23 protein-coding genes and 1 pseudogene are annotated in these 24,387 nt (G+C 70.4%); 10 read left to right on the top strand and 14 right to left on the bottom strand.

All coding sequences use genetic code 11. The features are described from left to right. Positions 1 to 34: 34 nt before the first annotated feature. Entirely contained in the window at positions 35 to 319 is a 285-nt protein-coding gene (locus MKP15_RS07795; RefSeq protein WP_233996229.1) for a helix-turn-helix transcriptional regulator, read from the bottom strand. Between the two features lie 337 nt (positions 320 to 656). On the opposite strand from MKP15_RS07795, the gene MKP15_RS07790 reads away from it, so the two are divergent. After that, a complete protein-coding gene (locus MKP15_RS07790; protein WP_240212327.1) occupies positions 657 to 3,122 on the top strand; it encodes a TonB-dependent receptor in 2,466 nt (821 codons plus the stop codon). 49 nt (positions 3,123 to 3,171) lie between these two features. Beyond that, on the top strand, positions 3,172 to 5,256 hold the full coding sequence (locus tag MKP15_RS07785; protein ID WP_240212326.1) for an Atxe2 family lasso peptide isopeptidase: 2,085 nt from the start codon (positions 3,172 to 3,174) through the stop codon (positions 5,254 to 5,256). Here MKP15_RS07785 and MKP15_RS07780 read toward each other — a convergent pair. The 4 genes from MKP15_RS07780 to MKP15_RS07765 form a co-directional block, all read right to left on the bottom strand. Beyond that, positions 5,253 to 6,995 carry a lasso peptide isopeptide bond-forming cyclase gene (locus MKP15_RS07780; RefSeq protein ID WP_240212391.1) on the bottom strand — a complete coding sequence of 581 codons (1,743 nt, stop codon included), beginning with the start codon at positions 6,993 to 6,995 and terminating at the stop codon, positions 5,253 to 5,255. The genes MKP15_RS07785 and MKP15_RS07780 overlap by 4 nt on opposite strands. Next, positions 6,995 to 7,669 (bottom strand): lasso peptide biosynthesis B2 protein, encoded by a 675-nt coding sequence (locus MKP15_RS07775; RefSeq protein ID WP_240212325.1) that lies wholly within the window; start codon positions 7,667 to 7,669, stop codon positions 6,995 to 6,997. Before MKP15_RS07775 ends, MKP15_RS07780 begins: the two co-directional genes overlap by 1 nt. 52 nt (positions 7,670 to 7,721) lie before the next feature. Beyond that, entirely contained in the window at positions 7,722 to 7,859 is a 138-nt protein-coding gene (locus tag MKP15_RS07770) for a benenodin family lasso peptide (RefSeq protein WP_240212324.1), read from the bottom strand. A gap of 252 nt (positions 7,860 to 8,111) precedes the next feature. After that, positions 8,112 to 8,747, bottom strand: coding sequence for a GntR family transcriptional regulator (locus tag MKP15_RS07765; RefSeq protein ID WP_240212323.1), 636 nt, complete (start codon positions 8,745 to 8,747; stop codon positions 8,112 to 8,114). A gap of 148 nt (positions 8,748 to 8,895) precedes the next feature. On the opposite strand from MKP15_RS07765, the gene MKP15_RS07760 reads away from it, so the two are divergent. The 3 genes from MKP15_RS07760 (at position 8,896) to MKP15_RS07750 (ending at position 12,071) form a co-directional block, all read left to right on the top strand. Beyond that, entirely contained in the window at positions 8,896 to 9,987 is a 1,092-nt protein-coding gene (locus MKP15_RS07760; protein ID WP_240212322.1) for a crosslink repair DNA glycosylase YcaQ family protein, read from the top strand. Positions 9,988 to 10,277: 290 nt separating this feature from the next. Then, positions 10,278 to 10,775 carry a hypothetical protein gene (locus MKP15_RS07755; RefSeq protein WP_240212321.1) on the top strand — a complete coding sequence of 166 codons (498 nt, stop codon included), beginning with the start codon at positions 10,278 to 10,280 and terminating at the stop codon, positions 10,773 to 10,775. Between the two features lie 99 nt (positions 10,776 to 10,874). Then, a complete protein-coding gene (locus MKP15_RS07750; protein ID WP_237723631.1) occupies positions 10,875 to 12,071 on the top strand; it encodes a serine hydrolase domain-containing protein in 1,197 nt (398 codons plus the stop codon). A gap of 25 nt (positions 12,072 to 12,096) precedes the next feature. On the opposite strand, the gene MKP15_RS07745 is transcribed toward MKP15_RS07750, so the two are convergent. Together MKP15_RS07745 and MKP15_RS07740 are read right to left on the bottom strand one after the other, a co-directional pair. Continuing rightward, positions 12,097 to 12,414, bottom strand: coding sequence for a hypothetical protein (locus MKP15_RS07745; protein WP_240212320.1), 318 nt, complete (start codon positions 12,412 to 12,414; stop codon positions 12,097 to 12,099). Between the two features lie 76 nt (positions 12,415 to 12,490). Next, positions 12,491 to 12,790: a MerR family DNA-binding protein gene (locus tag MKP15_RS07740; protein ID WP_345778725.1), complete on the bottom strand. Its 300-nt coding sequence runs from the start codon at positions 12,788 to 12,790 to the stop codon at positions 12,491 to 12,493. Positions 12,791 to 13,007: 217 nt separating this feature from the next. Here MKP15_RS07740 and MKP15_RS07735 point away from each other — a divergent pair, with 217 nt between their 5' ends. The 3 genes from MKP15_RS07735 to MKP15_RS07725 all read left to right on the top strand — a co-directional run bounded on the left by MKP15_RS07735 (position 13,008) and on the right by MKP15_RS07725 (position 14,708). Beyond that, the gene (locus tag MKP15_RS07735) at positions 13,008 to 13,484 is read left to right on the top strand and encodes a DUF2938 domain-containing protein (protein WP_240212319.1); all 477 of its coding nucleotides are present in this window, start codon (positions 13,008 to 13,010) and stop codon (positions 13,482 to 13,484) included. 67 nt (positions 13,485 to 13,551) lie between these two features. Continuing rightward, entirely contained in the window at positions 13,552 to 14,298 is a 747-nt protein-coding gene (gene map / locus MKP15_RS07730; RefSeq protein WP_240212318.1) for a type I methionyl aminopeptidase, read from the top strand. A 74-nt stretch (positions 14,299 to 14,372) separates the two neighbouring features. Next, positions 14,373 to 14,708 (top strand): hypothetical protein, encoded by a 336-nt coding sequence (locus MKP15_RS07725; RefSeq protein WP_240212317.1) that lies wholly within the window; start codon positions 14,373 to 14,375, stop codon positions 14,706 to 14,708. Between the two features lie 811 nt (positions 14,709 to 15,519). Here MKP15_RS07725 and MKP15_RS07720 read toward each other — a convergent pair. From MKP15_RS07720 to MKP15_RS07705, 4 genes are all read right to left on the bottom strand, one after another. Next, the gene (locus tag MKP15_RS07720) at positions 15,520 to 16,161 is read right to left on the bottom strand and encodes an ABC-type transport auxiliary lipoprotein family protein (RefSeq protein ID WP_240212316.1); all 642 of its coding nucleotides are present in this window, start codon (positions 16,159 to 16,161) and stop codon (positions 15,520 to 15,522) included. Then, complete coding sequence (locus tag MKP15_RS07715) at positions 16,158 to 17,084, bottom strand: MlaD family protein (RefSeq protein WP_104939653.1); 927 nt, start codon at positions 17,082 to 17,084, stop codon at positions 16,158 to 16,160. Before MKP15_RS07715 ends, MKP15_RS07720 begins: the two co-directional genes overlap by 4 nt. Positions 17,085 to 17,201: 117 nt before the next feature. Further along, complete coding sequence (locus tag MKP15_RS07710; protein WP_161615468.1) at positions 17,202 to 18,023, bottom strand: ABC transporter ATP-binding protein; 822 nt, start codon at positions 18,021 to 18,023, stop codon at positions 17,202 to 17,204. 12 nt (positions 18,024 to 18,035) lie between these two features. After that, a complete protein-coding gene (locus MKP15_RS07705; protein ID WP_104939652.1) occupies positions 18,036 to 19,148 on the bottom strand; it encodes an ABC transporter permease in 1,113 nt (370 codons plus the stop codon). A 105-nt stretch (positions 19,149 to 19,253) separates the two neighbouring features. Here MKP15_RS07705 and MKP15_RS07700 point away from each other — a divergent pair, with 105 nt between their 5' ends. Beyond that, entirely contained in the window at positions 19,254 to 20,507 is a 1,254-nt protein-coding gene (locus tag MKP15_RS07700) for a threonine/serine exporter family protein (RefSeq protein ID WP_240212390.1), read from the top strand. A 183-nt stretch (positions 20,508 to 20,690) separates the two neighbouring features. Here MKP15_RS07700 and MKP15_RS07695 read toward each other — a convergent pair. The 3 genes and pseudogenes from MKP15_RS07695 to MKP15_RS07685 all read right to left on the bottom strand — a co-directional run. Continuing rightward, positions 20,691 to 21,059 (bottom strand): annotated as a pseudogene (locus tag MKP15_RS07695) (H-NS histone family protein); the annotation flags it as partial. Between the two features lie 222 nt (positions 21,060 to 21,281). Continuing rightward, positions 21,282 to 22,976 (bottom strand): proline--tRNA ligase, encoded by a 1,695-nt coding sequence (locus tag MKP15_RS07690; protein WP_240212315.1) that lies wholly within the window; start codon positions 22,974 to 22,976, stop codon positions 21,282 to 21,284. Positions 22,977 to 23,048: 72 nt separating this feature from the next. After that, positions 23,049 to 23,432: a DUF4124 domain-containing protein gene (locus tag MKP15_RS07685; protein ID WP_104939649.1), complete on the bottom strand. Its 384-nt coding sequence runs from the start codon at positions 23,430 to 23,432 to the stop codon at positions 23,049 to 23,051. A gap of 80 nt (positions 23,433 to 23,512) precedes the next feature. Between MKP15_RS07685 and pssA the strand changes: the two genes are divergently transcribed. After that, positions 23,513 to 24,292, top strand: coding sequence for a CDP-diacylglycerol--serine O-phosphatidyltransferase (gene pssA, locus MKP15_RS07680; protein ID WP_240212314.1), 780 nt, complete (start codon positions 23,513 to 23,515; stop codon positions 24,290 to 24,292). Positions 24,293 to 24,387: the final 95 nt, after the last annotated feature.

The raw sequence follows: 24,387 nt of genomic DNA, 5'->3' as shown, positions 1-24,387 counted from the left end.
ACTGTAGGGAAACGACGCGCCGCAGTATCGGCGATCAGCCTTTGCCGTGCTTCCCGCGCCCGTACTGCTTGATCAATTCCGCCAGCGCGTCGTCCTCGGCGAAGAAGTACGCCACCGGCAGGTCGAGTACCTCGGCGATGCGCTGCAGGGTCTGCAGGTCGGGCTGGTGGACGCCGGTTTCGTAGCGGTTGACGCGGGTGCTGGCGACGAAATCGTCCAGTCCGGCCTTGATGCCGAGATTGCGCTGCGAGATGCCATAGGTCTCCCGCGCTTCGCGCAGACGCACGCTGTAGACGGGGAGCTCTCTCTTCTCGGACAAGGCCGTGTACATCCCGGGCTTCGGTGCATGGAAGCTTCCGGAAGGGCGCTTGACACCGATACTACGTTAAACGTAGTGTGCGCACCGGGTTAATGAATGAACGCAATGCGTGCATGACGCTTCCGCTCCCTCGGCGGAAGCGCGGGCGGCAACGCAACCGCGCCGCGACGGCGCGCACACCGCCGCCGCACAGGGCCACGGGAAACACCACCTGCAATTCGCCCGCACCGCCGGTGCGCGCCGCTGCCATGGCGCGCGGCCGCCTGTGCGCCGGCATCGCGTGCCCGCCGCACCGGCCACCGTCCGGGCTGCGGGACAGCAGCACCGAGTACCCACCATGGAAACCAAAGGACGCAGCATGAAGACCCGCGCTTTACGCAACGCCATTTCCATCGCCCTGTTCGCCACGCTCTATGGCCAGGCTGGCACCGCCCCGGCGCGCGAGGCAGGCGCGGCCCGCGCCGTGCCGGGCGCAGGGCAGGGCGCCACGCCGCGGCAGGCGCCGCCGGTGGACGAGGATGCAGGGCAGGGCGCCGGTGCGCCGCGCGCGGCCGCCGCGGCGGCGACACCACCGGCCGACGCGACGACCGAACTGGAGACGGTGACCGTCACCGGCACCCGCATCCGCGGTGGCACCACGCCCTCGCCGGTGATCGCCATCGACAGCGAGCAGATCCGCCAGGAGGGTTTCAGTACGCTGGGCGAGGTGGTGCGCAGCCTGCCGCAGAACTTCAATGGTGGGCAGAACCCGGGGGTCGTCAGCGCGACCGGGTCGGGCAACCTCTACAACCAGAACGCGGGCGGTGGCTCCAGCCTCAACCTGCGTGGGATCGGCCCGGACGCGACGTTGACGCTGCTCAATGGCCGCCGCCTGGCCTATGGCGGGTTGATGCAGGCGGTGGACATCAGCGCGATTCCGCTCGCGGCCGTGGAGCGCATCGACATCGTCGCCGATGGTGCGTCCGCGATCTACGGCTCGGACGCGGTGGCCGGTGTCGGCAACGTGGTGTTGAAGCGCGACATGGACGGCGGCGTGGTCAGCGCGCGCTATGGACGCGCCGGCGACGGTGGCCTGGACACGCGCGAGTACGACGCGACCGCCGGCGCGGTGTGGAACGACGGTGGCCTGATCGCCACCTATCGCCATACCCGCATCGATCCGATCAATGCCAGCGAGCGGTCGTATACGCAGCACATGGCCCGGCCGTTCGTGCTCTACCCCGGTGGCACCACGCGCAGTGCGCTGCTGAGTGGCTACCAGTGGCTGGGCGAGAGCACCGAGCTGCGCCTGGATGCGCTGCGGACCGAGCGCGACCAGGTCTATTACCAGACTGGCCGGGGGCTCTACTACGACCAGCGGTCGGACGGCACGGCATGGTTCCTGGCACCGTCGCTGGAGATCGGCCTGGCGCACGGGTGGACCCTGCAGGCCGGGGCCGTGCGTGCGCGCGACCAGAACACCGGGCGGGCGTGGCTGGTGGCCAACGGCGGCGGCACGCCACGGCTGGTATCGGGGGTGTGCCGCTGCAATGAAAGCCGCTCGTATGAAATCAGCGCGGAGGGGCCGCTGCTGCAACTGGGCGCGGGCGAGGCCAGGCTGGCGGTCGGCGCGGGCTATCGCAGCAATGAGTTGGTCAACCGGAATCTCCTGGCCGGTACCCAGGTGCACAGCGAGGACAGCAGCAGGTTTGCCTACGCGGAAACCAGTGTTCCCCTGATTGGCGCCAGCATGGCGGTACCGTTCGCGCGGCGGTTGGAACTGACGGCCGCCGCGCGGATGGAGGACTACGACAGCTTTGGCCGGGTAACCACGCCCAAGCTGGGCCTGATCTACGCGCCCGGCCGCGACGTCACGCTCAAGGTGTCTTGGGGCAGGTCGTTCAAGGCGCCGACGCTGAACGAGCGCTATGGCAACCTGGTGGCGTACCTGGTGCCACCGTCGATGATCGGCGGTACCGGCTATGGGGCCGATGACGCGGTGCTGCTGTCCTGGGGCAGCAACCCGCGGCTCGGTCCGGAAAGGGCGACCACGCGCAGCGTGTCGCTGGCGTTCCATCCGGAGCACGTGCCCGGTTTGCAGGCCGACCTGACCTGGTTCGACATCGACTATCGCGAACGCGTGGTGCAGCCGTTCGCGGCCTTCGGCCAGGTGCTGAGCGACCCGGCGGTGGCCGAGTTCCTGGATTTCGCGCCCACGCGCGAACAGCAGGCCGCCCTGCTGGCCACATACGCCGGTGGCTTCTACAACTGGACCGGCAAACCCTACGATCCGGACACGGTGGTGGTGATCGGGCGCGGCGAATACGTCAACGCCAGGACGCAGCGGATCCGGGGACTGGACCTGTCCGGGTCGTACGGGCGCGCGCTGGGCCGGGGCCGCCTGGACCTGCGTGGTTCGGCGAGCTGGCTGGACAGTGCCCAGCAGAACACGCCCGGGCAGGCAGCGTTCGACCTGGCGGGGACGATCTTCTATCCGGCCAGGGTGCGCGGCCGCCTGGGGCTGGTGTGGACCGCCGCTGGGTTCACGGTGTCCTCGTTCGCCAATCACACCGGTGGCGTGAGCTACCCGGCACTGCGCCAGGACCTGGCTTCGTTCAACACCTTCGACCTCGCCCTGCAGTACGCCACGGCGCGCCGCGGCGGCACCGGCCCCGGCTTCGAGATCGGGGTGTCGGTGCAGAACCTGTTCGATCGCGCGCCGCCGCTGTACCGGCCGCTGGCGCCGACCGACGTGCCGTACGACTCGACCAACGCATCGGCGATCGGGCGTTACGCCAGCATCACCGTATCCGCGCACTGGTGAGCCGGATGGCGCCTGGCTCCATGGGGAGAGTCCAACAATGCATCCATTGATGAAGCGGGCCCGCTGCCTGGGTGCGCCGGCGGTGGCAGCGCTGCTGCTCAGCGCAGCGGCGAATGCGCAGGGCGTGTCACCCCGCCAGCTGGTGGAAGTCGCCGACCTCGGCGAACTGGCGGTTTCACCCGACGGCAGCCGGGTGGCGTTCCGGCTGCAACAGCCCTCGGTCGAGCGCAATACCCACGACACCACCTGGTATGTGCAGCCGCTGGACGCCAGCGCACCCGCGCGCAGGGTGGGCGAGGGCGGCCAGCCGTTGCGCGAATCGGACGGGGCATCGCTGGCGCCGGCCGGGGTGACGTGGTCGCCGGACGGCCGCTTCCTCTACTACCGGGCCCTGCTCGACGGTCGTGTCGCGGTCTGGCGTGCCCGCGCCGACGGTTCCGGGGCGCGCGCGGTGACACGCGACGCGGCAGACGTGCGTGGCTTCCGGCTGGCCGCCGATGGGCGCTCGCTCCACTACCGCGTGGGTGCCACCCGGCAGCAGGTGCGCGATGCCGAGCAGGCCGAGTACGACAACGGCATCCATATCGACGCAACCGTCGCGCTGGGCCAGCCGCTGTACCGGTCCGGACGCCTTGATGGGCGTGCCGCCACGCAGCGCCTGCACGGCGGCGACGTGATCCGTTCGCCGTTGCTGGCCGGTGTTGCCGACCGCTGGCTTGCGCTCGACCTGGCCACGGGGAACGCACGCGAGGTGAGCGGCGGGGCGGCGCCGCCTGTGTCGCCAGCGCATGCGCGGGTGGCGCCGTTCAAGGCCTGGAAGCTGGCCTGGGACGCGCACGCCGCCCGCGTCGCGATGCTGGTCCACGTGACCGAGTGGCAGGGGGTGGGGCCGCGGCCGGAGGTGGCATTGTCGGTGCTGGCGGCGGGCAAGGGCGCGCGGCCGGTGCAGTGCCGCGACCCGCTGTGTACCGGCAAGCCGATCACCGCCATCCAGTGGCGTCCGGGGCACGATGAGGTGCTGTTTACGGTGACCGACGCGGACGACAGCCAGGCCCAGTCCATTTTTCGCTGGAACGTCGCGTCCGGCCGCGTGCTCCCGGTGGTGCGTACCTCCGGGCTGATGAACGGCGGGCGTGGGGTCCCCGGCACCTGCGCCGTGTCGGCGGCGGCGTTGGTGTGCGTGGCCGCCGACGCCCGCCATCCGCCCCGGCTGGAACGGGTCGACCTGGACTCGGGCGACCGGCGCGTGCTGTTCGATCCGAATGCGGCATTGGCGGCGGACATGGCCAGCGTGCCGGTGCAGCGGCTGCACTGGCAGGACGCGGCAGGGCGCCGGTTCAACGGGCTGTACTTCCCGGCCCGGCGCGCCGCCGGCCAGCCCGCGCCGCTGTTCCTCACCTACTACCGGTGCTCGGGCTTCGTGCGTGGGGGAGTCGGCGACGAGTGGCCATTGGCGACACTGGCGGGCCATGGCATATCGGCGCTGTGCATCAACGCGCCCCCCAGCGTGCTGGATGCGGTTACCCGGTTCGAGATCGGCCGCTCGGCGATCGAGAGCGCCATCGCGCTGCTGTCGTCACGCGGCGAGATCGAGCCCGGGAATGTCGGCATGGGCGGGCTCAGCTACGGCACCGAGGTGACATTGTGGATGGCGATGCACTCGCATACGGTGTCCGCCGCTTCGGTCAGCAGCATCGCCTTCTCGCCGCTTGCCTACACGCTGATGAGCCTGTCGGGCGAGCCGTTCTTCTCACGTCTGCGCACCTATTGGCAGCTGGGCGATCCGGCGGCGACACCCGCGCAATGGAAACGCCTGTCGCCGGCGTTCAACCTGGACCGGATCCACATCCCGGTGCTGATGCAGCTGCCGGAGCAGGAATACCTGCATACGCTCGACTATGCGGTGCCGCTGATCCGTGACCGGCGCGCGGACCTGTACGTGTACCCCAACGAAGCGCACCAGAAGTTCCAGCCCCGGCACAAGCTGGCGGTGTATGAGCGCAACCTGGACTGGTTCCGCTTCTGGTTGCAGGGCTTCGAGGACCCGCAGCCCGCCAAGGCGGGGCAGTACGCGCGCTGGCGGATGATGGCGGACAGGCGGGGCGCGGCGTCGCCGGGGCAGGCGCCCGACTAGGATTGCCGGCGCACCCAGTTCTCCACCGCGCACAGGTCCAGGATGCGCCCGATCGCACGGTCGCGCGGGCCCGGCCCCCGCGCGAAGAACCGGTCCAGGGACGGACCGTCGACGATGCCCTGCGCATGCAGCACGCCCTCCCGCAGGTAGGCGTGCAGGCGTGGCGCGTGGCGGGCATGCAGCGCACCGATGTACGCACTGAACGATCCTTTGCTGCGGCGTGCCAGGATCGCGTGTGGCAGCATGCCCGCATAGGCCTGGCGCACGATGGAACGGTTCTGCGCGCCGGCGATCCACATCCAGCTGGGTGCCCGCAATGTCGCCTCCATCACCGGCTGCGACAGCAGCGGCAGCCGCAGGTGCGCATGCATCCCGCGCGGCGCGGAATCGCGGTAGATCTGGGTCGCTGCGAGCGCGAAGATCCGCTCGCGTTCACCCGGAAGGGCGCGCCCGGGCATGTCCAGCCACGGGTGCGGGTCGGGCGCGCATGCGGCGGGCCCGGGCGCGAGGAAGGCATCGGCCATGGTGCAGGCCGGCGCGGGCGGCCGCATCAGTTTGCGCAGGGCAAGCCGTGCGGCCTTCCAGACCGTGCACTGGTGCAGTCCGGCCAGGTCGTGGATGGCACGCAGTGCCTGCGCCGCCCCTTTCTGCCGCAATGCATCCGCCGCCGGTGCCGCGGAGGTCAGGTAGCAGAAGACGGTGTCGCCCCCGCCACCGGAGAAGAAGCTGGCCGCACCGTGGCGGCGCCGGGCCTGCGCCATGATCGTATCGGTGACGTGCTGCAGCATCCCGACCCGCGGCGTCGTCGTGCACGGATCGATGTCGAAATCATGCGTCGCCGATTCCAGGCCCATGGTCTGGGCGTCCAGCGGTGCGTCGATGAGCGCTGCCACCTGGCGGGCGTAACGGCGCTCGTCAGCGCCCGGTACCGGCGTCACCAGGGTGCAGCACGCCACCTCGGCGCCGCTGTCCTTCAGGCCGATACCGACCACCGAGGAATCCAGCCCGCCGGAGAGTTCCAGCAGGATCGAGCGGTCGATGCCGGCCCAGGCGCGGGTCGCCATGTCGACCGCGGCACGAACCGCTTTGGCCGCTTCGTCGGCGCAGGCATACGGCGGTTCCCCGGTCACCACGTCCCAGGGCGACCAGGCGACATGAACGCTCGTGCGTCGTCCGCGTACCTCAAGCCGGGTGCCGGGGAGCAGTTCGTGTGTGCCCGCCAATGCGGTCCGCGCGCTTTTGATGTCCGGATAACGCAGCCGATGGCCGATGGCGTCCCAATCCACGCGCCGGCGATAGCCGGCCAGTTGCACGGCCAGCCCGACGTCCGACGCGACGAACCCCTGGCCGCCATCGATGTGATGGATGCAGGGCATTCCGCCTTCCGGGTCACGCTGGAAGCTGATGTCGCCGGCCTGCGCGGGATCCGCCTGGACGATGAGGTAGGCGCCCCAGCAGTCCTGCAGGATGTGCCGGCGCAGATCCGCGGGGCTGCGGCAGTCCGGAAGCTGCGCCGCATGGGTGATCGGCAGGCCCGCGCGCGAGAACACGTGGCCCAGGATCAGGCCCTGGCCCGCCAGCGGGATCACCGGCGTGGTGGCGCAGACATGCAGCGTGCAGCCGGCCGCCAGCCGGTGGCGCTGCATGCCGGACGGGAAGTGCCGGCGCACCGCGTCATCGAGCGGCTGCGCAGCATCGCCGGTGGCCGGGTGCAGCAGGGCGATGTACCGGTACGCCATCACACCACCCGGATCGGCGTGTGCGCGCAGGCGTTGCCGACGGTGTCGTTCAGTACCAGGTGTCGTACCTGCACCCAGCAGTGCGCCGACAGGGGGGTGGCCACCACCCCGAACACCAGGTGCGCGAACAATCCACGCCTGGCCAGGAAGCGGACCAGGGCGATCGAGTCGGGCAGGCAGCGGGTCGCGGCGGGATGGTAGAGGCGGGGAATGCGGAAAGCCGCGGATGCCTCGCACAGCCGGTGCTGCAGGGCATGCGACAGTCCGCTGTCCTGCACGTGCGCACGCGCGTCACGATAGCGGGCCATGGATGCCAGCGTGTCCTTCAGCGTGCGGTACCGCAGCTGCAGCTGCACCGAGCTGACATCGCTGAAGGCGCCGAGGGCCGCACCCGCGCGGACCGCTTTGCCGTGCGGCATCGGTTCCATCGCGCTTTCACGCGGGGCATCGATGGCGGTCGACGCCGGCTGCGCGCCGTCTCGCGCCACTGCCGGCAGGAGCCCGCGCAGGCACCCTGTATCGGACGCCGACGCTGTGGCGCCGCGCAGGTGCGCGAGAAAGGCACATTCCAGTGCGTCGGAAAGGCGGAAATAGCGGTCCGCCGCCAGATCCAGGAACAGCGGGCGGCCGTCGATCAGGCAGTAGGACAGATCCGGGTCGATGCAGCGTGGCATGGCGGGCGCTCCGGCCGAAGAACAGGGCGCACCTCGCGGTGCGCCCTGCTTCCTACTCTTCCGAAATGCCGGGGACCGGCTCGCCGCCCATCGGCTCGTTGCCCTGCAGGATGCCCTGCGTCTCCACACTGGCGACGCCGAGCACGATCACATCGTCCGCGTGCATGCGGTGGTTGTCGTTGCTGTTCATCTTTGCCTCTCCTGCGGTTGCGTCATGGCGGTTTCCATGACGACAGCCAGCCTAGGAGCCGGGAAATTTGATTATCAAATGATTATTGCGTTGCTAAACGATGATTGTCCGAAGACGTGCAGCCGGTCATGCAATGCGCCGCTTCCCTGTGCGGTGCATGGGCGCCGCTGCTCCGGCATGCGCCGGCCGGCACTGCCGGCACCATGCACCGGCGTGATGGCATGCGCGCGGGCGGTGGTGCATGGGCGACGGTTACGGCTGCTGGTCGCGACGGTCGACCAGCAGCGCCACGATCCGCGGCACCAGTTGCCTGCGGCGTGCGTGATACGCGCGCAGCCCGGCCCGCAGCGCCGCCATGTCGCGCGCCTGCCAGTGGCCGCCGAGCCGCGCCAGTTCCTCGTCGGGCTGGTCGATGAGGCCGCGTTTGGCGCGACGCACCGGCGCGAGCCGGTCGTTGGCCTGTTTCACCGCATGGTGCAGCGGGCGGAATCCGGGCGCGCGGGCGATGGCGTCGAACAGCTGCCAGGTGCCCTTCACCGGGTCGCCGTGGGGACCGCCAGGCAGGTACGGCAGTGCTTCGCCGGCGCCCACCGCGGGCGGTGCCTCGACCTCGCAGGCCATCAGCAGCAGGCGTTCCATCCAGTCGTAGAGGTCGCGCAGGGCGACTTCGGTGAGCAGCGGCACATGCAGTCCGTCGCGGGCGTGATCGTCGATCAGCCCCTCACCGACCAGGCGGTACAGCGCGAACCGCACCGGCGTGGGACTGATGCTGAATTCCTCGGCCAGCGTGCCCGGATCGATCCGCTGCCCGGGCAGGTAACGCCCCGACTGCAAGGCCCGCCGGAGCTGGCGGTAGAGCAGTGCGCTCTTGGAGCGGTTCGCACGCATGGGCGGACTCCCTGTCTGCGTATGGCGTCCTTCTCGCGGTCGATGGTACAGGAAGTGCCCGCGCACGCCGCCACGGGCGTGCCGCTGCGTGGCGTGAGCGGCATGTCGCGATGCGCGCCAGGGCGCCGGCGGCTGGCATGATGCGCGCATGCCGCCCACCCTCGACCAGCTCCGCCGCTATGCCGTGGCCCGCTCGCTGTTCGCGCCGACCACGCTGATGCGGGCGATCACCAAACTCGGCTTCGTCCAGGCCGATCCCATCCGTGCGCCGGCACGCGCGCAGGACCTGACCCTGCGCCACCGGGTCAGGGACTACCGTGCCGGCGAGCTGGAACGGCGCTATCCGCGCCTGCCGCTGGAAGAGGATTTCTTCGTCAACTACGGCTTCCTGCCGCGCGCGCACCAGGCGCTGATGCATCCGCGGCAGGCGCGCGTGGCATGGACTCCGGCACGCTGGAAGCAGGCGCACGCGGTGCGCGCGTTCGTCGCCGCGCACGGTGCGGTGCATCCGCGCCAGGTCGATGCCCATTTCGCCCACGGCAAGACCACCAATGGGTTCGGCGGCGCGTCCAACGCCAGCACCCAGCTGCTCGACGGCATGCACTACCGCGGCCTGCTGCGGGTGGCGCGGCGCGATGGCGGTACGCGCGTGTACGCCGTGCGCGAGGACGCCCCGCCGGTGGCGGCGCAAGAGATCCCCGCGCGGCTGGATGCGTTGCTCGACCTGATCGTGAATACCTACGCGCCGCTGCCGGCCGCCAGCCTGCGGCAGCTGGTCGGCTACCTCGGCAACGGCGTGCCGCAGTGGCGCGATGCGTGCCGGCCGGCGCTGCTGCGCGCGCGGCAGCGCCTGCAGTGCGCGCGCGTGGACGGCGTGGACTGGCTGTGGCCTGACGGTGAGCGCGCCGAAAGCCGGCGTTGGCAGCCGGATGAGGACGCGCGCCTGCTGACGCCGTTCGACCCGGTGGTGTGGGACCGCCGCCGCTTCGAACAACTGTGGGGCTGGAGCTACCGGTTCGAGGCTTACACCCCGGCGCCGAAGCGCAAGCTCGGCTACTACGCGATGCCGTTGCTGTGGCGCGGGCAGGTGATCGGCTGGGGCAACCTGTCGGTAGTGGCGGGCGCGCTGCAGGCGCGGCTGCACTATGTCGCCGGCCACGCGCCGAAGGACACCGCGTTCGACACCGCGCTGGAGGCGGAGCTGGCGCGGATGCGGGTATTCCTTGGCCTGGAGGGCTGAACCGCCGTTGTTTCCCCGGCGCTCACGTTTGTGTCCGCGCGCATCACGCCCGGGCACACCCCGCTGACCGGCCGCAGCGCACGCTCGATCCGCGGCAGGTGCCGCGATGCGCGAGGAACTCCCATGGCCCACACCCGTGACAGCACCGGCCAGGTGCAAGCGCCGTCGCGCCCCGCTGGCGGCGGCCCGCGCACGATCCACCCCGCACGGCAGGCGGCGCGGGGGGCGGCAAGCGTTCCGGCCACTGCCATGCGCGCGCTTGCCGGTCGTCGCGCAGGCAGGGGGCGGCCATGAACAAGCGCCATGTATTCAGTGCGCCCGGGCTGGCGCTGGCCGAACAGGCGATGGCGGCCGCGCGCAGCGCCGGCGTGGACAACGACGCCATCCTGCTGGTCGCGCGCGCCGACATCGAGAAACGCGCGATTCCGGATACGCGCAAGATGGCCGATACCGACCTGATGGCGGCGGTGGGCCGTGGCGCCGGTTACGGCGCCGCCACCGGGCTGTTGGCCGGACTGGTGGCCGTTGCCGTGCCGCCGCTGGGCATCACCCTGGCTGGTGCCGCGGCGGTGGGCGTGGCCGGTGCGATGGTCGGCAGCCTGGCATCGGCACTGCTGGGGGCGAGCGTGCCCGATCCGGTGCGCCAGGCCTTCGACGATGAAGTCCAGGCCGGCCACATCCTGCTTGTGATCGACGCCGAACCGGAGGTGCTCGACGTGGCCGGCGCGGCCATCGTGCGCCTTGGCCTGCGCCCGCTGCCCTACGAATCCACCTCGGCGCTCAGCTGACGCCCCGCGCCGGCACGCCCGCGCATGTGCCCATGCGCACTCGACGCCAACGCGGTTGTTGCCTATGGTCGGCGCTTCGCCAATCGAGGGGAGCGGGCAATGCGCGTTGGGCTTGTGCTGGGAATGTGGCTGCTGGCCGGTTGCCTGCAGGCGGCCGAGCCGGTGGCGACGGTACGGGTGGCGTTCGACCGCGACGGCGTGACCGCCACGCAGGTGCAGGGCATGGCCGACATCGCCGCCGGGCGCGCGGTCAGCGCCGACGATCCGGTGCGCATCGCCTCGATCTCCAAGCTGGTCACCGCGCTGGGGGTGATGCGCATGGTCGAGGCCGGGCAGCTGGAGCTGGACGCGGATGTGTCGCGCTGGCTCGGCTGGCCGCTGCGCCACCCGCAGTTCCCGGACACGCCCATTACCCTGCGCCTGCTGCTGTCGCACCGCGCCGGGCTCACCGATGCCGCCGGCTACTACGCCGTGCCGCTGGGCGCGCCGCTGCGCACCGTGCTGGACGACCCGCGCGCGTGGGACACGGCGCACGCGCCGGGCACGTACTTCCGCTACGCCAACATCGATTTCCCGCTCATCGCCGCGGTGATGGAGAAGGCCAGCGGCGAACGCTTCGACCGGCTGATGCAGCGCCTGGTGCTGCAGCCGCTCGGCATCGCCGCCTGCTACAACTGGGCCAGCTGCGACGACGCCAGCGTGGCGCGCGCGGTGGTGCTGTACGACGAAGCGCACCGGCCGGTGCGTGACGACAACCGCGGCCGTCGCCCCGATTGCCCGGTGGTGGCCGCGGCCGATGGCAGCTGCGACCTGGGCCGCTGGCGCGCCGGCGACAACGGTGCGTTGTTCGCACCGCAGGGCGGGCTGCGCATTTCCGGCAACGGCCTGGCGAAGATCGGGCGGCTGTTGCTGGGGGGGGGCGAAGTGGACGGCGTGCGCCTGCTGCGCGCCGACTCCGTGCGCGAACTGGCACGCCCGCAGTGGACCTACGCCCCCGGCGACGGCATGACCACCGAAGAGGACGACAGCGGCCAGGGCGGTGACGGCTTCTTCTGCCGCTATGGCCTGGCGATGCAGACCCTGGCCACGCCGGTGAAGGGCTGCCGCGACGATCCGTTCGGCGATGGCGTGGCGCGCATCGGCCACTCCGGCTCGGCGTACGGGCTGCTGTCGGGGCTGTGGGTCGACCCGGCCAGCGGCACCGGCGTGGCGTTCTTCGCCACCGGCCTGCCGGAAGCGCGCAAGGGCGAGCACTCGGCGTTCTCCGCGGTCGAGGAGCGTCTGCTCAAGCCGTGAGGCGCGGGGGCGCCGCGCCGCACGCTCAGGCGGGGCGGGCGCCCGCCAGGTGCGCGGCCAGCTGGCTGATGCCGCCCACCGCCAGCTCCACCCAGATCGCGAGCAGCGCGCACAGCAGGGCGATGCCCAGCGTCCACCGCTGCCCCCTGCCGCCGAGCCGGGGCGCGATACAGGCGTAGCCCAGCCCGGTGGCGAACAGCAGGGCGCCCATCACCACGAAGTCCAGCGGGCCCCAATGCCAGCCTTCGCCGGCGGGCGCGTGGCGGTCGCGGAGGGTCAGGGCCAGGGGGACGAGCAGCAGCAGGCCGGTGCCGACGGCCGGGCGGATCACGCGGTGCTTCATGGCGGTACTCCACAAGGGAAGGAGGAGCCCGCAGCATCGGCCCGTTTCGCGGCGCCTCGATGGGGGCGCGGCGAAGTCACGGTGAAGTCCGCCCGCGGTCATCGCCCCGCCGGCGCTGTCGGCGCAGTGCGGCGCGCATCAGGCGCTGGAAGGTGGGGCATTGCAGGTGGTCGGCGTGACGGCAGCCTGCGGCATGGCGCAGGCCATCGCGCAGGGCCTGCAGCCGGGTGATGCGCCGCTCCAGCGGGTCGGCCTTGCGCAGCAGCTGCGGGCGATCGATGCCGGGCATGGCGCCGTCGCCGAGCATGCTGCCGATCTCCTCCAGCGGGAACCCGGCCGCGCGCCCCAGTGCGATCAGCGACAGGCGCTGCAGCACCGAGGTCGCATAGACGCGCCGCAGCCCGTTGCGACCGATCGGCTGGACCAGGCCGCGGGTTTCGTCATAGCGCAGGGGGACGCGGCGATCCCGCTCTGCCGTACCACCTGCCCGATGTCGATCTCCTGCACGCTTGACCTCAAGTCGGCTTCAACGTCGAGACGGATGGAAACAGGTTTGCGCACAGGCGGGAAGGGCGATGGACGGTGGGGGAGTCATGCTGCGGGTCGTGGTCATGGGCATCGTCGCCACCGCGGCGACCGATCTGTGGGCGGTGCTGCTGCGCCGGCTCGGGCGTCCCACCCTGGACTACGCGCTGCTCGGCCGCTGGATCGGGCACTGGCGCGCCGGGCGCTGCCGCCATGCCGCCATCGGCGACGCCGCGCCGGTCAGGCATGAGCGCATGCTGGGCTGGTGCGCGCATTACGCCATCGGCGTCGGCATGGCCGGGACGCTGATGGCGATGCCGGGCAGTACCTGGCTGCGCCAGCCGACGTTGGGCGCGGCGCTGGGGTTCGGCGTGGGCAGCGTGCTGCTGCCCTTCCTGATGATGCAGCCGGCGTTCGGCGCCGGCATCGCCGCCGCGCGCACGCCGCGGCCGTGGCAGGCGCGGCTGCAGAGCCTGGCCACGCATGCCGTGTTCGGTGCCGGACTGTTCGCCGGGGCCGTGATATTCGACAAATTTATTATTTAAATCAATGGTTTGAATAAAATAGACATAACGCTGCTAGCCTGTTCCCGCCAATCATCTGGGGAACCCCATGACCATCGGATCGCAGTCGGACATCGACGGCCTGCAACGTATCGGCCGGCTGGTCGCGCGGGTGCGCGAGGAAATGCTCGCCGTCGCCTGCCCCGGTATGACCACCGGTGAGCTCGACCTGATCGGCGAGCGCCTGCTCGCCGCGCACGGCGCGCAGCCGGCGCCGCGCCTGACCCTTGGCTTCCCCGGCGCGACCTGCATCAGCGTCAACGAAGAGGCCGCCCACGGCGTGCCGGGCGCGCGCGTGCTGGCCGCTGGCGACGTGGTCAACGTGGATGTCTCCGCCGAACTTGGCGGCTACTTTGCCGACACCGGCGGTACCCGCGTGCTACCCACGGCCGCGGCGCGCGACCTGCGCCTGTGCCACGCCGCACGCAGCGCACTGGCCAACGCGCTGAAGGTCGCGCGTGCCGGCCAGCCGCTCAACCGGATTGGTGCGGCGATCGAGCGCACCGCGCGCCAGGCCGGCTTCCGCGTGATCGAGAACCTGGGCAGCCATGGCGTCGGCCGCGCGCTGCACGAGGAACCGGACCACATTCCCGGCTACCACGACCCGCACGACACGCGGCGGCTGCACGAAGGCATGGTCATCACCATCGAGCAATTCCTGTCCACGCGCAGCCGCATGGTCGAGGAAGGCGACGACGGCTGGACCCTGAGCGGCGCGCCCGGCAACCGCTCCGCGCAGTACGAGCACACGCTGATCGTCACCCGTGGCGAGCCGATCGTGGTGACGTTGCACTGAGCGCGCGTGGCATCGACACCCCCTGCACGCACCGGCGGCCAGGGTGGTGGCATGTCCCCGCACCCCCGACCGGCATGAACGCGTCGCCGCTGCGTACCCCCGATGGTCGTTACTTGGTGGTGCGCGGCCGCCTGTGGCGCGCCACCAATCCGCATCTGCCGGAGGAACAGCGGCAGGCGGCGGTGCGTGAGCTGATGGCCGCGCGTCGCGAGGTCGGCCGCGCGCGCCGCGCCGGCGACCCGCAGGCGCTGGCGCGTGCCGGCCAGGCGGTGGACGCGGCCAAGCGCGTGCTGGGCGAACGTGGCCCGGTGTGGTGGAGCGATGGCGCCCCTGACTACAACCGCCACCTGGCCAAGAACACGCCCTATGCGGCGTGGCATGCGCGGGTGACCGCCACCGCGGACGCTTGAGCAGCCGCGCCGCGCCGCGGGCACGGCACCGGAGAAGACCACACCCCGTAGGTGCCGGGCTTGCCCGGCACTTGTGCGGTGTGGCTCGGCCGGTATCGGGATACGGATGGACGACGCGTGATCAGCGCGGATGCCCGCCACACACCGTAGGTGCCGGGCTTGCCCGGCACGGCGCCCTCGCCCAGCACGGCGCCATGCAAAAAACACGCGGGGCGGGGTGGGCTCGCCCGGCACGGCGCGGTTCGGAAGGGCGTGCAGAAAAGCATGCGGGGCAAGCCCCGCATCTACAGGACGGTATGCCATGCAGGCGCCGGGCTTGTGCGGCGTGGCTCGGCCGGTATCGGAACACGGATGGACGACGCGTGATCAGCCCGATGCCTGCCACACACCGTAGGTGCCGGGCTTGCCCGGCACGGTGCCATGCAAAAAACACGCGGGGCGGGGTGGTCTCGCCGGCACGGTGCGATGCGGGATGGTGTGCAGAAAAGCATGCGGGGCAAGCCCCGCATCTACGGGTATGTCAATGCGGGTGCCGGGCTTGTGCGGCGTGGCTCGGCCGGTATCGGAACACGGATGGACGACGCGTGATCAGCGCGGATGCCCACCACACCGTAGGTGCCGGGCTTGCCCGGCACGCCGCCCTTGCCCGGCACGCCGCCCTTGCCCGGCACGGTGCCATGCAAAAAACACGCGGGGCGGGGTGGGCTTGCCCGGCACCGTGCCATGCAAAAAACACGCGGGGTGGGATGGTCTCGCCCGGCACGGCGCGATGCGGGAAGGCGTGCAAAAACATGCGGGGCAAGCCCCGCATCTACGGGGCGGGGTGGGCCTGCCAGTCGGCCTGGCCGGCGGCCAGGGTCCAGCCGATCAGCTCGGTGGTGGTCCGTGCCAGCGCGGTCTCGAACGCGGTGGCCACGCTGGGCACCGCGGTGTCGGCGGCGGGCTCGGTGACCAGGAAGGTGCGCGAGGCCACCACGCGCTGGTCCAGGCTGTGGATCAGCTTGGCATTGAGCTCGATGGTCGCCGCCGGGCGTGCGTTGCCGGCGTAGTCCGCCTCGAAGCGGCGCAGGTCGATGGCCAGCTTGTAGTCCGAGCGGATGCCGGTGGCGATGCGCGCCACCGCGCCGATCCGGCCGGAGTCCTCGAAGCCGCGCAGCAGCGCGTCCTCGAGCATGTCGGTGGCCGGTTGCGACCAGGTGGCGCCGCGGTAGACCTCCAGTTCGCCGGGGGTCGGGCGCACGTTGATGCGCGGGCTGTCCACCAGCCGCGCGGCGGCGGGCTTGGCCACGGCCAGTTGCCAGTCCACCCGTGGCCACGAGGCGTCCACCGCGACCCGCGCCTGCGGCGCGTAGATGGTGATCGGGTGGCGGTCGCCGCTGGCCAGCACCGAGCAGCCGGCCAGGGCCAGGACGCAGAAGGGGGCGAGTAGTCGCATCGACGGGAAGCGCTTCATTTGGGTTCGAACTCCTTCGGTGCATCGCGGCCGAGCAGGTAGCGCGCCGGGTTGTTCTCGAGGCGGTCGCTGACCCGGCGCAGGTCACGGATCAGCCCGCGCAGTTCGGTCAGGGTCGGGCCCAGCTGGGCCAGGCCATCGTTGGCGAAGCTGTTGATGGCCGCGCGGTTCTCGCCGAGGATCGCGTTGGCGTTGCCCGCGGCCGAATCGAGCTTGGCCAGGCTGGCGTCGAGCTTGTCCAGTGTGGCCGGCAGCTGCCGCACCACGTTCTGGTCCAGGTGCTGGAGGGTACCGTTGGCGGTGGCCAGGGTGGTGTTGAGGTTGCGCGCCGCGTCGCGCGCTTCCACCAGCAGCGCCTGGGTGCCCTGGTCACGGTCGGCCAGGCCGCCGCTGACCGTTTCCAGGTGCGCCAGGGTGTTGGAGATGCGCTCCACGTTCTCGTCGCTGAGCAGCTGGTCCATGCGCTCGACCACGCGGTTGGCCACGTCGGTGATGTTCTGCAGCGCCGAGGGCGAGGTCTGGATCGTCGGCACCTGCTCGCGGTTGACCGTGGTCAGCGCCGGCGCCTGCGGGCTGCCACCGCTGAGCTGGATGATGGCCGGGCCGGTGATGCTGGTGATGGCCAGCTTGGCGCGGGTGTCGGTCTTGACCGGGGTGGTCGAGTTCAGCCGCAGCTTGGCGATCACCTTGCGCGGGTCATCCGGCGCCAGCGACAGGTCGGTGATCGAACCGACCGAAATGCCGTTGTACTGCACCGGGCTGCCGACCGACAGGCCGGTCACCGCTTCGTCGAACACGACGCGGTACTCCTGCCAGGTGCGGTCGGACGAATACTTGGCCGCCCACAACCCGAAGCCGAGCAGGGCCAGCGAGACGATGAGGGTGAAGGCGCCGATCAGGACGTAATGGGCTTTGGTTTCCATGGGGTCACGGCCGGGAAGGGGGAGCGGGGAGCAGCGGACGCCGGTGCGCGGCGGCGTCCGGCCGGTGCGGGGATGAAGACTGCCGCAGGGCGGTGAAGGCGAAGCGATGGTGGCGGTTCATTCGCGCCCCCCGGCTTCGCGTTCCCCGCTGCCACGCGCGGCGCGTGCGCGCGGGCCGTGGAAGTATTCGCGGATCCACGGGTGGTCGAGGCGTTCGATCTCCGGCAGTGGCGCGTTGGCGACCACCTTGTGGTCGGCCAGCACCGCCACCCGGTCGCAGATGGCGTAGAGCGTGTCCAGGTCGTGGGTGATCAGGAACACGGTCAGGCCCAGCGCTTCCTGCAGGGTCTTGATCAGGCGGTCGAAAGCGGCCGCGCCGATCGGGTCCAGCCCGGCGGTGGGTTCGTCCAGGAACAGCAGCGGCGGGTCCAGCGCCAGCGCGCGCGCCAGCCCGGCGCGCTTGCGCATGCCACCGGACAGCTGCGAGGGCAGCTTGTCGAGCGCATCGGCCGGCAGCCCGGCGAGTTTCACCTTCAGCAGCGCCAGTTCGTAATGCCAGCGCTCGGGCAGCTCCGGGTGGTGCTCCTTGAGCGGCACCTGCACGTTCTCGCCGACGGTGAGCGAGGAAAACAGCGCGCCGTCCTGGAACAGCACCCCGGTGTTGCGCTCCACATGCAGGCGCGCGGCCGGTTGGTCCGAGCGTGCGTCCACGCCCAGCACCTCGATCTGCCCGGCATCGGGGGTACGCAGGCCGAGGATGGAGCGCATCAGCACCGATTTGCCGGTGCCCGAGCCGCCGACCACGCCGAGGATCTCGCCGCGGCGCACGTCCAGGTCCAGCCCGTCGTGCACGGTCTGGTCGCCGAAGCGGTTGACCAGACCGCGCACGCGGATGGCCAGTTCGTCGCCGCCGTGCCTGTCCCTAGAGGGAATCGCCATCGTGCCGCCCCCTCACCAGTCCATGTGCATGAACCACAACGCGGCCAGCGCGTCGAGGATGATGACCAGCGAGATCGTCTGCACCACGCTGGAGGTGGTGCGCTCGCCCACCGACTGCGCCGTGCCCTGCACCTTGAGCCCTTCCAGGCAGCCGATCAGGGCAATGATCAGCGCGAACACCGGGGCCTTGGACAGCCCCACCAGCAGGTGCCGCAGCTGCATGGTCTCGTGCATCCGGGCGATGTACATCTGCGGCGGGATGCCCAGGTCGAACGCGCCCACGGTGACGCCACCGGCCAGGCCGGCGACCATGGCGATGAAGGTCAGCAGCGGCAGCGTCACCACCAGCGCCAGCACCCGTGGCAGCACCAGCAGGTCGATCGGGTCCAGGCCCAGGGTCTGGATCGCGTCGATCTCCTCGCGCGCCTTCATCGCCCCGATCTGCGCGGTGAACGCGCTGGCGGTGCGCCCGGCCAGCACGATGGCGGTCAGCAGCACGCCGAACTCGCGCAGGAACGCGATGTTGACCAGTTCCACCACGTAGATCTCGGCGCCGAAGTCGCGCAGGATGGTCGAGCCGAGGAAGGCGACCACCGCACCCACCAGGTAGGACAGCAGCGCGATCAGCGGCACCGCGTCCAGCCCCACCTCTTCCATCTGGTGCACGGTGGCGGTCAGGCGCAGGCGCCGTGGCTGCCGCAGCAGGCGCGCCAGCTTGGCCAGGTTCTCGCCGAAGAAGCCCACCAGCACCACGATGTTGCCGGCGATGGCATGCACCGAGCGGCCGAGCCGTTCCAGCGCCGCGGCCACGCCGTAGTCGCGCTGCGGTGGCGGGCGCTCGTCGGCGACCTCGTCGATGGTGCACACCAGCGCGCGGTGCTCGTCGCGGAACAGCAGCGCATCGTCGCTGAGCCCGGCGCTGCGCGAGTAACGCAGCAGCTGCAGCACCCCGGCCGAGTCGAGCTGGTCGATGCCGCGCGCGTCCAGCCCGCGCACCGGTGCCCGGATGTCGCCCAGCACCTGGGCCGATTGCAGGGCGGTGGACAGGGTCCAGCTGCCCGACAGCCGGAGTTGGCCGTCGACGTCCGGGTCCATCGCGCAGTGGGGCGGTTCGGCGTTCTTCATGGGGGCGTCCGCCGCCGAGCATACCCTGTCACCCCGTCGCGGGCCCATGAAGCGATCAAGCCGGCGCACTTCCGGGTGATACTAATGCGCATGTCCGCCGAATCCATCGCCTCCGTTTCCATCGTCCCCGGACGCGCAACCTATGCGCAGCGCGTGGCCTTCGTCACGGAGATCGCTGGCCGCCTGCATACCTACGGCACCACCGCGCAGCGGCTGGAAGCGGCGGTGGTGGCGCTGGCGCAGCGGCTGGACCTGGATTGCGAGCCGTGGTCCAACCCCACCGGGCTGATCCTCAGTTTCAGCGACCCGACCCAGGCGATCGGCTCCAGCGACATCACCCGCGTGGTGCGCTTGGACCCGGGCAGCAACGACCTGCACAAGCTGACCCTGGCCGACCAGATCGCCGACGCGGTGGCGAGCGGGCAGATGAGCATCGCCCAGGGCCATACCGCGCTGCGCCGGCTCGACAAGACGCCGACCTGGCGCGACAACGCGCAGATGCTGCTGTCTTTCTGCCTCGGCTCGGCCGGCGTGGCCGGCATGTGGCGGCTGCCGTGGCTGGACGTGGTCACCGCCGGTTTCACCGGCCTGCTGATCGGGCTGATGCTGTTCTACACCGACCGCCGCGTGGCCACCCGCGAGGCCAGCGACGCGCTGGCGGCGATGCTGGCCGGTTTCGTCGCGGTGCTGGTGGCGACCTTCATTGGTCCGTTGAACCAGAATTCGGTGATCATCGCCTCGCTGGTGGTGCTGCTGCCGGGCATGGCGCTGACCAATGCGGTCAATGAGCTGGCCAGCCAGCACTGGGTATCGGGCACCGCGCGTTTCGCCGGTGCGCTGACCACGATCATGAAACTGACCGTGGGCGCGATGATCGCGGTGACCATCAGCGACCTGATCGGGCTCGATCCGCTGGTGCGCGGCTCGCGCCCGCAACCGGAATGGGTGGAATGGGCCTCGGTGATGCTGGCCGCGTTCGCCTTCGCGATGCTGTTCCGCGCCTCGCGCCGGGATTATCCCTGGGTGATGGCCGCGTCGCTGGCCGGGTATGCCATTTCCCGTTATGGCGGGCAGCAGTGGGGCGGGCCGGCGGGGATATTCCTGGCGGCGATGATGCTGACCGCCGCCGGCAATCTGTTCGGTCGCGTGGTGCAGCGCCCGGGGGCGATCATCCGCCTGCCCGGCATCATCATGCTGGTACCCGGCAGCATCAGCCTGCGCGGGGTATTGAGCCTGATCCAGCAGCAGAACGTGAATGCCGGTGAATCGGCGCTGCTGACGGTGCTGAACGTGGTAATGGCGCTGGTGGCGGGACTGCTGTTCGGCAACCTGCTGGTGCCGGCGCGGAAGAATCTTTGAGCGAGGAGTGAGTGAAGAGGAGTGAGAAGTGAGAAAAGGCAGGAGCAAAAGCCGTCATCTCCGCGAAGGCGGAGATCGCTCTTGCTTCTTCTCACTTCTCACTCCTCTTCACTCACTCCTTGCCAATTAAAGAACGCCGGCATATGCCGGCGTTCTTTAATTGCCATCTTCCCGCCCTGATCACTTCTGGATCAGGAATTCCTCGACCTTGCGGCCGCCGGCGGTGTATTCGGCGAGCCAGCGCGGCTGCTTGCCGCGGCCGGTCCAGGTATTGGCGGCATTGGCCGGATCGCGGTACTTCGGCGCGACCTTCACACCCTTGCTGGCGCTCTTGGCCGGGGCCTTGGCGGCGCGCGGGGCGCGGCTGGCCTTGGGCGCGCCGGTGCCGAACAGTTCCTCGATGGTGTAACCGGCCTTCTGCGCGGTCTTGACCAGCTGCGCGCGGACCTTGGTGATGGGCTGGCGCTTGGCGACCACGCTCTTGCGCTTCTGCGCGTCGCGGATCAGGGATGCCAGTTCTCGGGCCGACAGGCCGCTGAGGTCAATACTCATCGAATCGCTACTCCGGATAATGGGGTGGGTATAGCCGATCCGTGGCAGCACGCAAAGCATAGCGGCTGTTTCACGGTAACGGCAACGATAATCTGGGCGCTGTGTTGATTACATGAGAAAAGGCCGGGTTTTGACCCCGGCCTTTTCCATGGCGCACTTCCCCGTGCGTCACCCTTCGCGCGGCTTTGCCGTGGGAAACGGCTGCCGGGCCGTTGTTTCATGTCACCCGGCGATTTTCCGCAGCAGCCCGGCCTTGTCCAGGTTCTCGGCCTCGCTGGCCGCGCGCGCGCGGTATTCGTAGGTGCCCGCGGCCAGCCCGCGCTCGGAAACCACGATGCGGTGGGGGATGCCGATCAGCTCCATGTCGGCGAACATCGCGCCGGGGCGCAGCCCGCGGTCGTCCAGCGCGGCGTCGATGCCGGCGGCCTGCAGTTCGGCCAGCAGCGCTTCGGCGGCGGCGGTCACCGCGGCGTCCTGTTTCGGGTTGATCATGCACACCACCGCCTGCCACGGTGCCATCGCCACCGGCCAGATAATGCCGGCGTCGTCGTGGTTCTGTTCGATGGCGGCGGCGACGATGCGCGACACGCCGATGCCATAACAGCCCATCGCCATTACCGTGGCCTTGCCGTTCTCGTCCAGCACCGTGGCCTTGAGTGCTTCGGCATATTTGCGGCCGAGCTGGAACACGTGGCCGACCTCGATGCCGCGCGCGAGTTTCAGTTCGCCGCCGTCGCGGGCGCGGTCGCCGGCGACCACGTTGCGGATATCGGCCACGTCCGGTTCGGGCAGGTCGCGGCCCCAGTTCACGCCGGCGATGTGGAAACCGGTTTCGTTGGCGCCGACCACGAAATCGGCCAGCGCCGCCACCTCGCGGTCGGCGACGATGCGGATCGCCTTGCGCGGGTTGAGCGGGCCGAGGAAGCCGGGTTCGCTGCCGAGGTACTCGGCGATCTCCGCCTCGCTGGCCATGCGGTGGTCGGCCAGCCCCGCCACCTTGCCCAGCTTGATCTCGTTGACTTCGTGGTCGCCGCGCACCAGCGCCAGCACGAAGGTGCCGTCGGCGCTCATCACCGCGACCGACTTGACCGTGCGCGCCAGGGCGATGCCCAGCAGCGCGGCGACGTCCCCGCAGGTTTTCTGGGTCGGGGTCTCGACCTTGCGCAGTGCCTCGGTCGCGGCCGCGCGCGGTGCCGGGTCGGCGGCGACGGCGGCCTCGACGTTGGCGGCGTAGTCCGAGCCGGTGGAGAACGCCAGCGCGTCCTCGCCGGAATCGGCGATCACGTGGAATTCCTGCGAGGCGTCGCCGCCGATCGCGCCGGAATCGGCCTGCACCGCGCGGAACTCCAGCCCCAGGCGGGTGAAGATGCGGGTGTAGGTGGCCTTCATGTTTTCGTACTCGGCCACCAGGCTGGCGTCATCCAGGTGGAAGGAATACGCGTCCTTCATCAGGAACTCGCGCGCGCGCATCACCCCGAAGCGCGGGCGGATCTCGTCGCGGAACTTGGTCTGCACCTGGTAGAAATTGACCGGCAGCTGCCTGTAGCTGGACAGCTCCTGGCGCGCGAAGTCGGTGATCGCTTCCTCGGCGGTAGGGCTGTAGCAGTATTCCTGCTCCTTGCGGTCCTTGATCTTCAGCAGCTGGCCGCCGAACTTTTCCCAGCGCCCGGTTTCCTCCCACAGCTCCCTGGGCTGGATGGTCGGCAGCTGCAGTTCCACCGCGCCGGCGCGGTTCATTTCCTCGCGGACGATGCCCTCCACCTTGCGCAGCACGCGCAGGCCCAGCGGCGACCAGGTGTACAGGCCCGAGGCCAGCTTGCGGATCATGCCCGCGCGCAGCATCAGCTTGTGGCTGACCAGCTCGGCGTCGGCGGGTGTTTCCTTGGTGGTGTGCAGGTGGAAACGGGAAAGGCGCATGGGGTGGCTTCACGGAACGGCGGACCGCCTATTCTGCCAGAAGCCCAGGCGCCGCAAGGCCCGGGGCGTCGCCTACTTCTTGCAGTAGGCGGCCGCGGCGGCCTCGGCCAGCTGCTTCTGCGCGCTGCGCTGGGCGTCGTCCAGCTGGGTGTCCGGCTTGCCGTCGCCGTTGGTGTCCTGCATCAGCGGGCCGCTGCCCTTGAGCAGTTCCAGGTTGTGCCGCGCCGCGGTGCACTCCGGCGCCTCGTCGGCCTTGGCCGGCTCGGCCGCGGCCACCGGCTCGCCGGAGGTGGTGATGCGGCGGGTCTCGTACTTCTGTCCGGCCGGCGGGCGCTCGGAGTACTGGGTCACGCCATTGGCGTCTTTCCACTTGTACAGGTTGCCGGTGCCGGCAACGGCACCACCGGCGGCGCCGGCCAGGGCCAGCAGGCAGCAGAAACGGGGCAGGGCGCGCATGGCGACTCCGGTCGCTTGACGGGACAGAACCCGATTGCAGCACCCGGTGACGCGGCTGGCAAGTCGATTAAACTGGCCGCATGGACCAAACCAGACCGCCGCCGCGCTCGCGCAGCATCTACCTGCTGCCGAACCTGTTCACCACCGCCGGGCTGTTCGCCGGCTTCTACGCGATCATCGCCGCCTCCAACGGCGACTTCGTCAACGCCGCCGTGGCGGTGTTCGTGGCCGGGGTCATGGACGGGCTGGACGGCCGGGTGGCGCGGCTGACCGGCACCAGCAGCGAGTTCGGGGTCCAGTACGACTCGCTGGCCGACCTGGTCAGTTTCGGCATGGCGCCGGCGCTGGTGATGTACCACTGGTCGCTGTCCTCGCTGAAGTTCGACGGCGAGGTGCTTGGCCGCATCGGCTGGCTGGCGGCGTTCCTGTACGCGGCCTGCGCGGCGCTGCGCCTGGCGCGTTTCAACACCCAGGTGGGCACGGTGGACAAGCGCTGGTTCGTGGGCCTGGCCAGCCCGGCGGCGGCGGGATTGATGATGTCCTTCGTCTGGGCGTTCGCCGACGGCAGCCTGGGCTGGAGCGGCGAGGAGCTGCGCTACGTGGCGCTGGCGGTGTCCATCGTCGCCGCGCTGCTGATGGTCAGCCGCATCCGCTTCTGGAGCTTCAAGGGCGGCAGCGAGAAGGGCCCGCGCTCCGAGCGCGTGCCGTTCATGGTGCTGGCGCTGGTGCCGATCGTGATCGCCATCATGGTGGTGGACCTGCCGCGCACGCTGTTCGTGGTCGGCGTGCTGTATGCGCTGTCCGGGCCGCTGATGTGGCTGTGGCAGCGCTGGCGGCAACCGGCCAGCAGGGTGCAGTGAACGCGGCCGCGTCCACGCCGTTGTGGTCGCCGCAGCAGCAGGCGTGGCTGCAGGCGATGGGCTATTCGGTCTACCTGGAAGGCGGCGCGCTGGAC

Origin of the sequence: Stenotrophomonas sp. Y6 (assembly GCF_022436665.1) — a bacterium.
GTDB lineage: Bacteria > Pseudomonadota > Gammaproteobacteria > Xanthomonadales > Xanthomonadaceae > Stenotrophomonas > Stenotrophomonas acidaminiphila_A.
The sequence above is the reverse complement of the archived record's forward strand: the minus strand, read 5'-3'. Positions and strand labels throughout refer to the sequence as shown.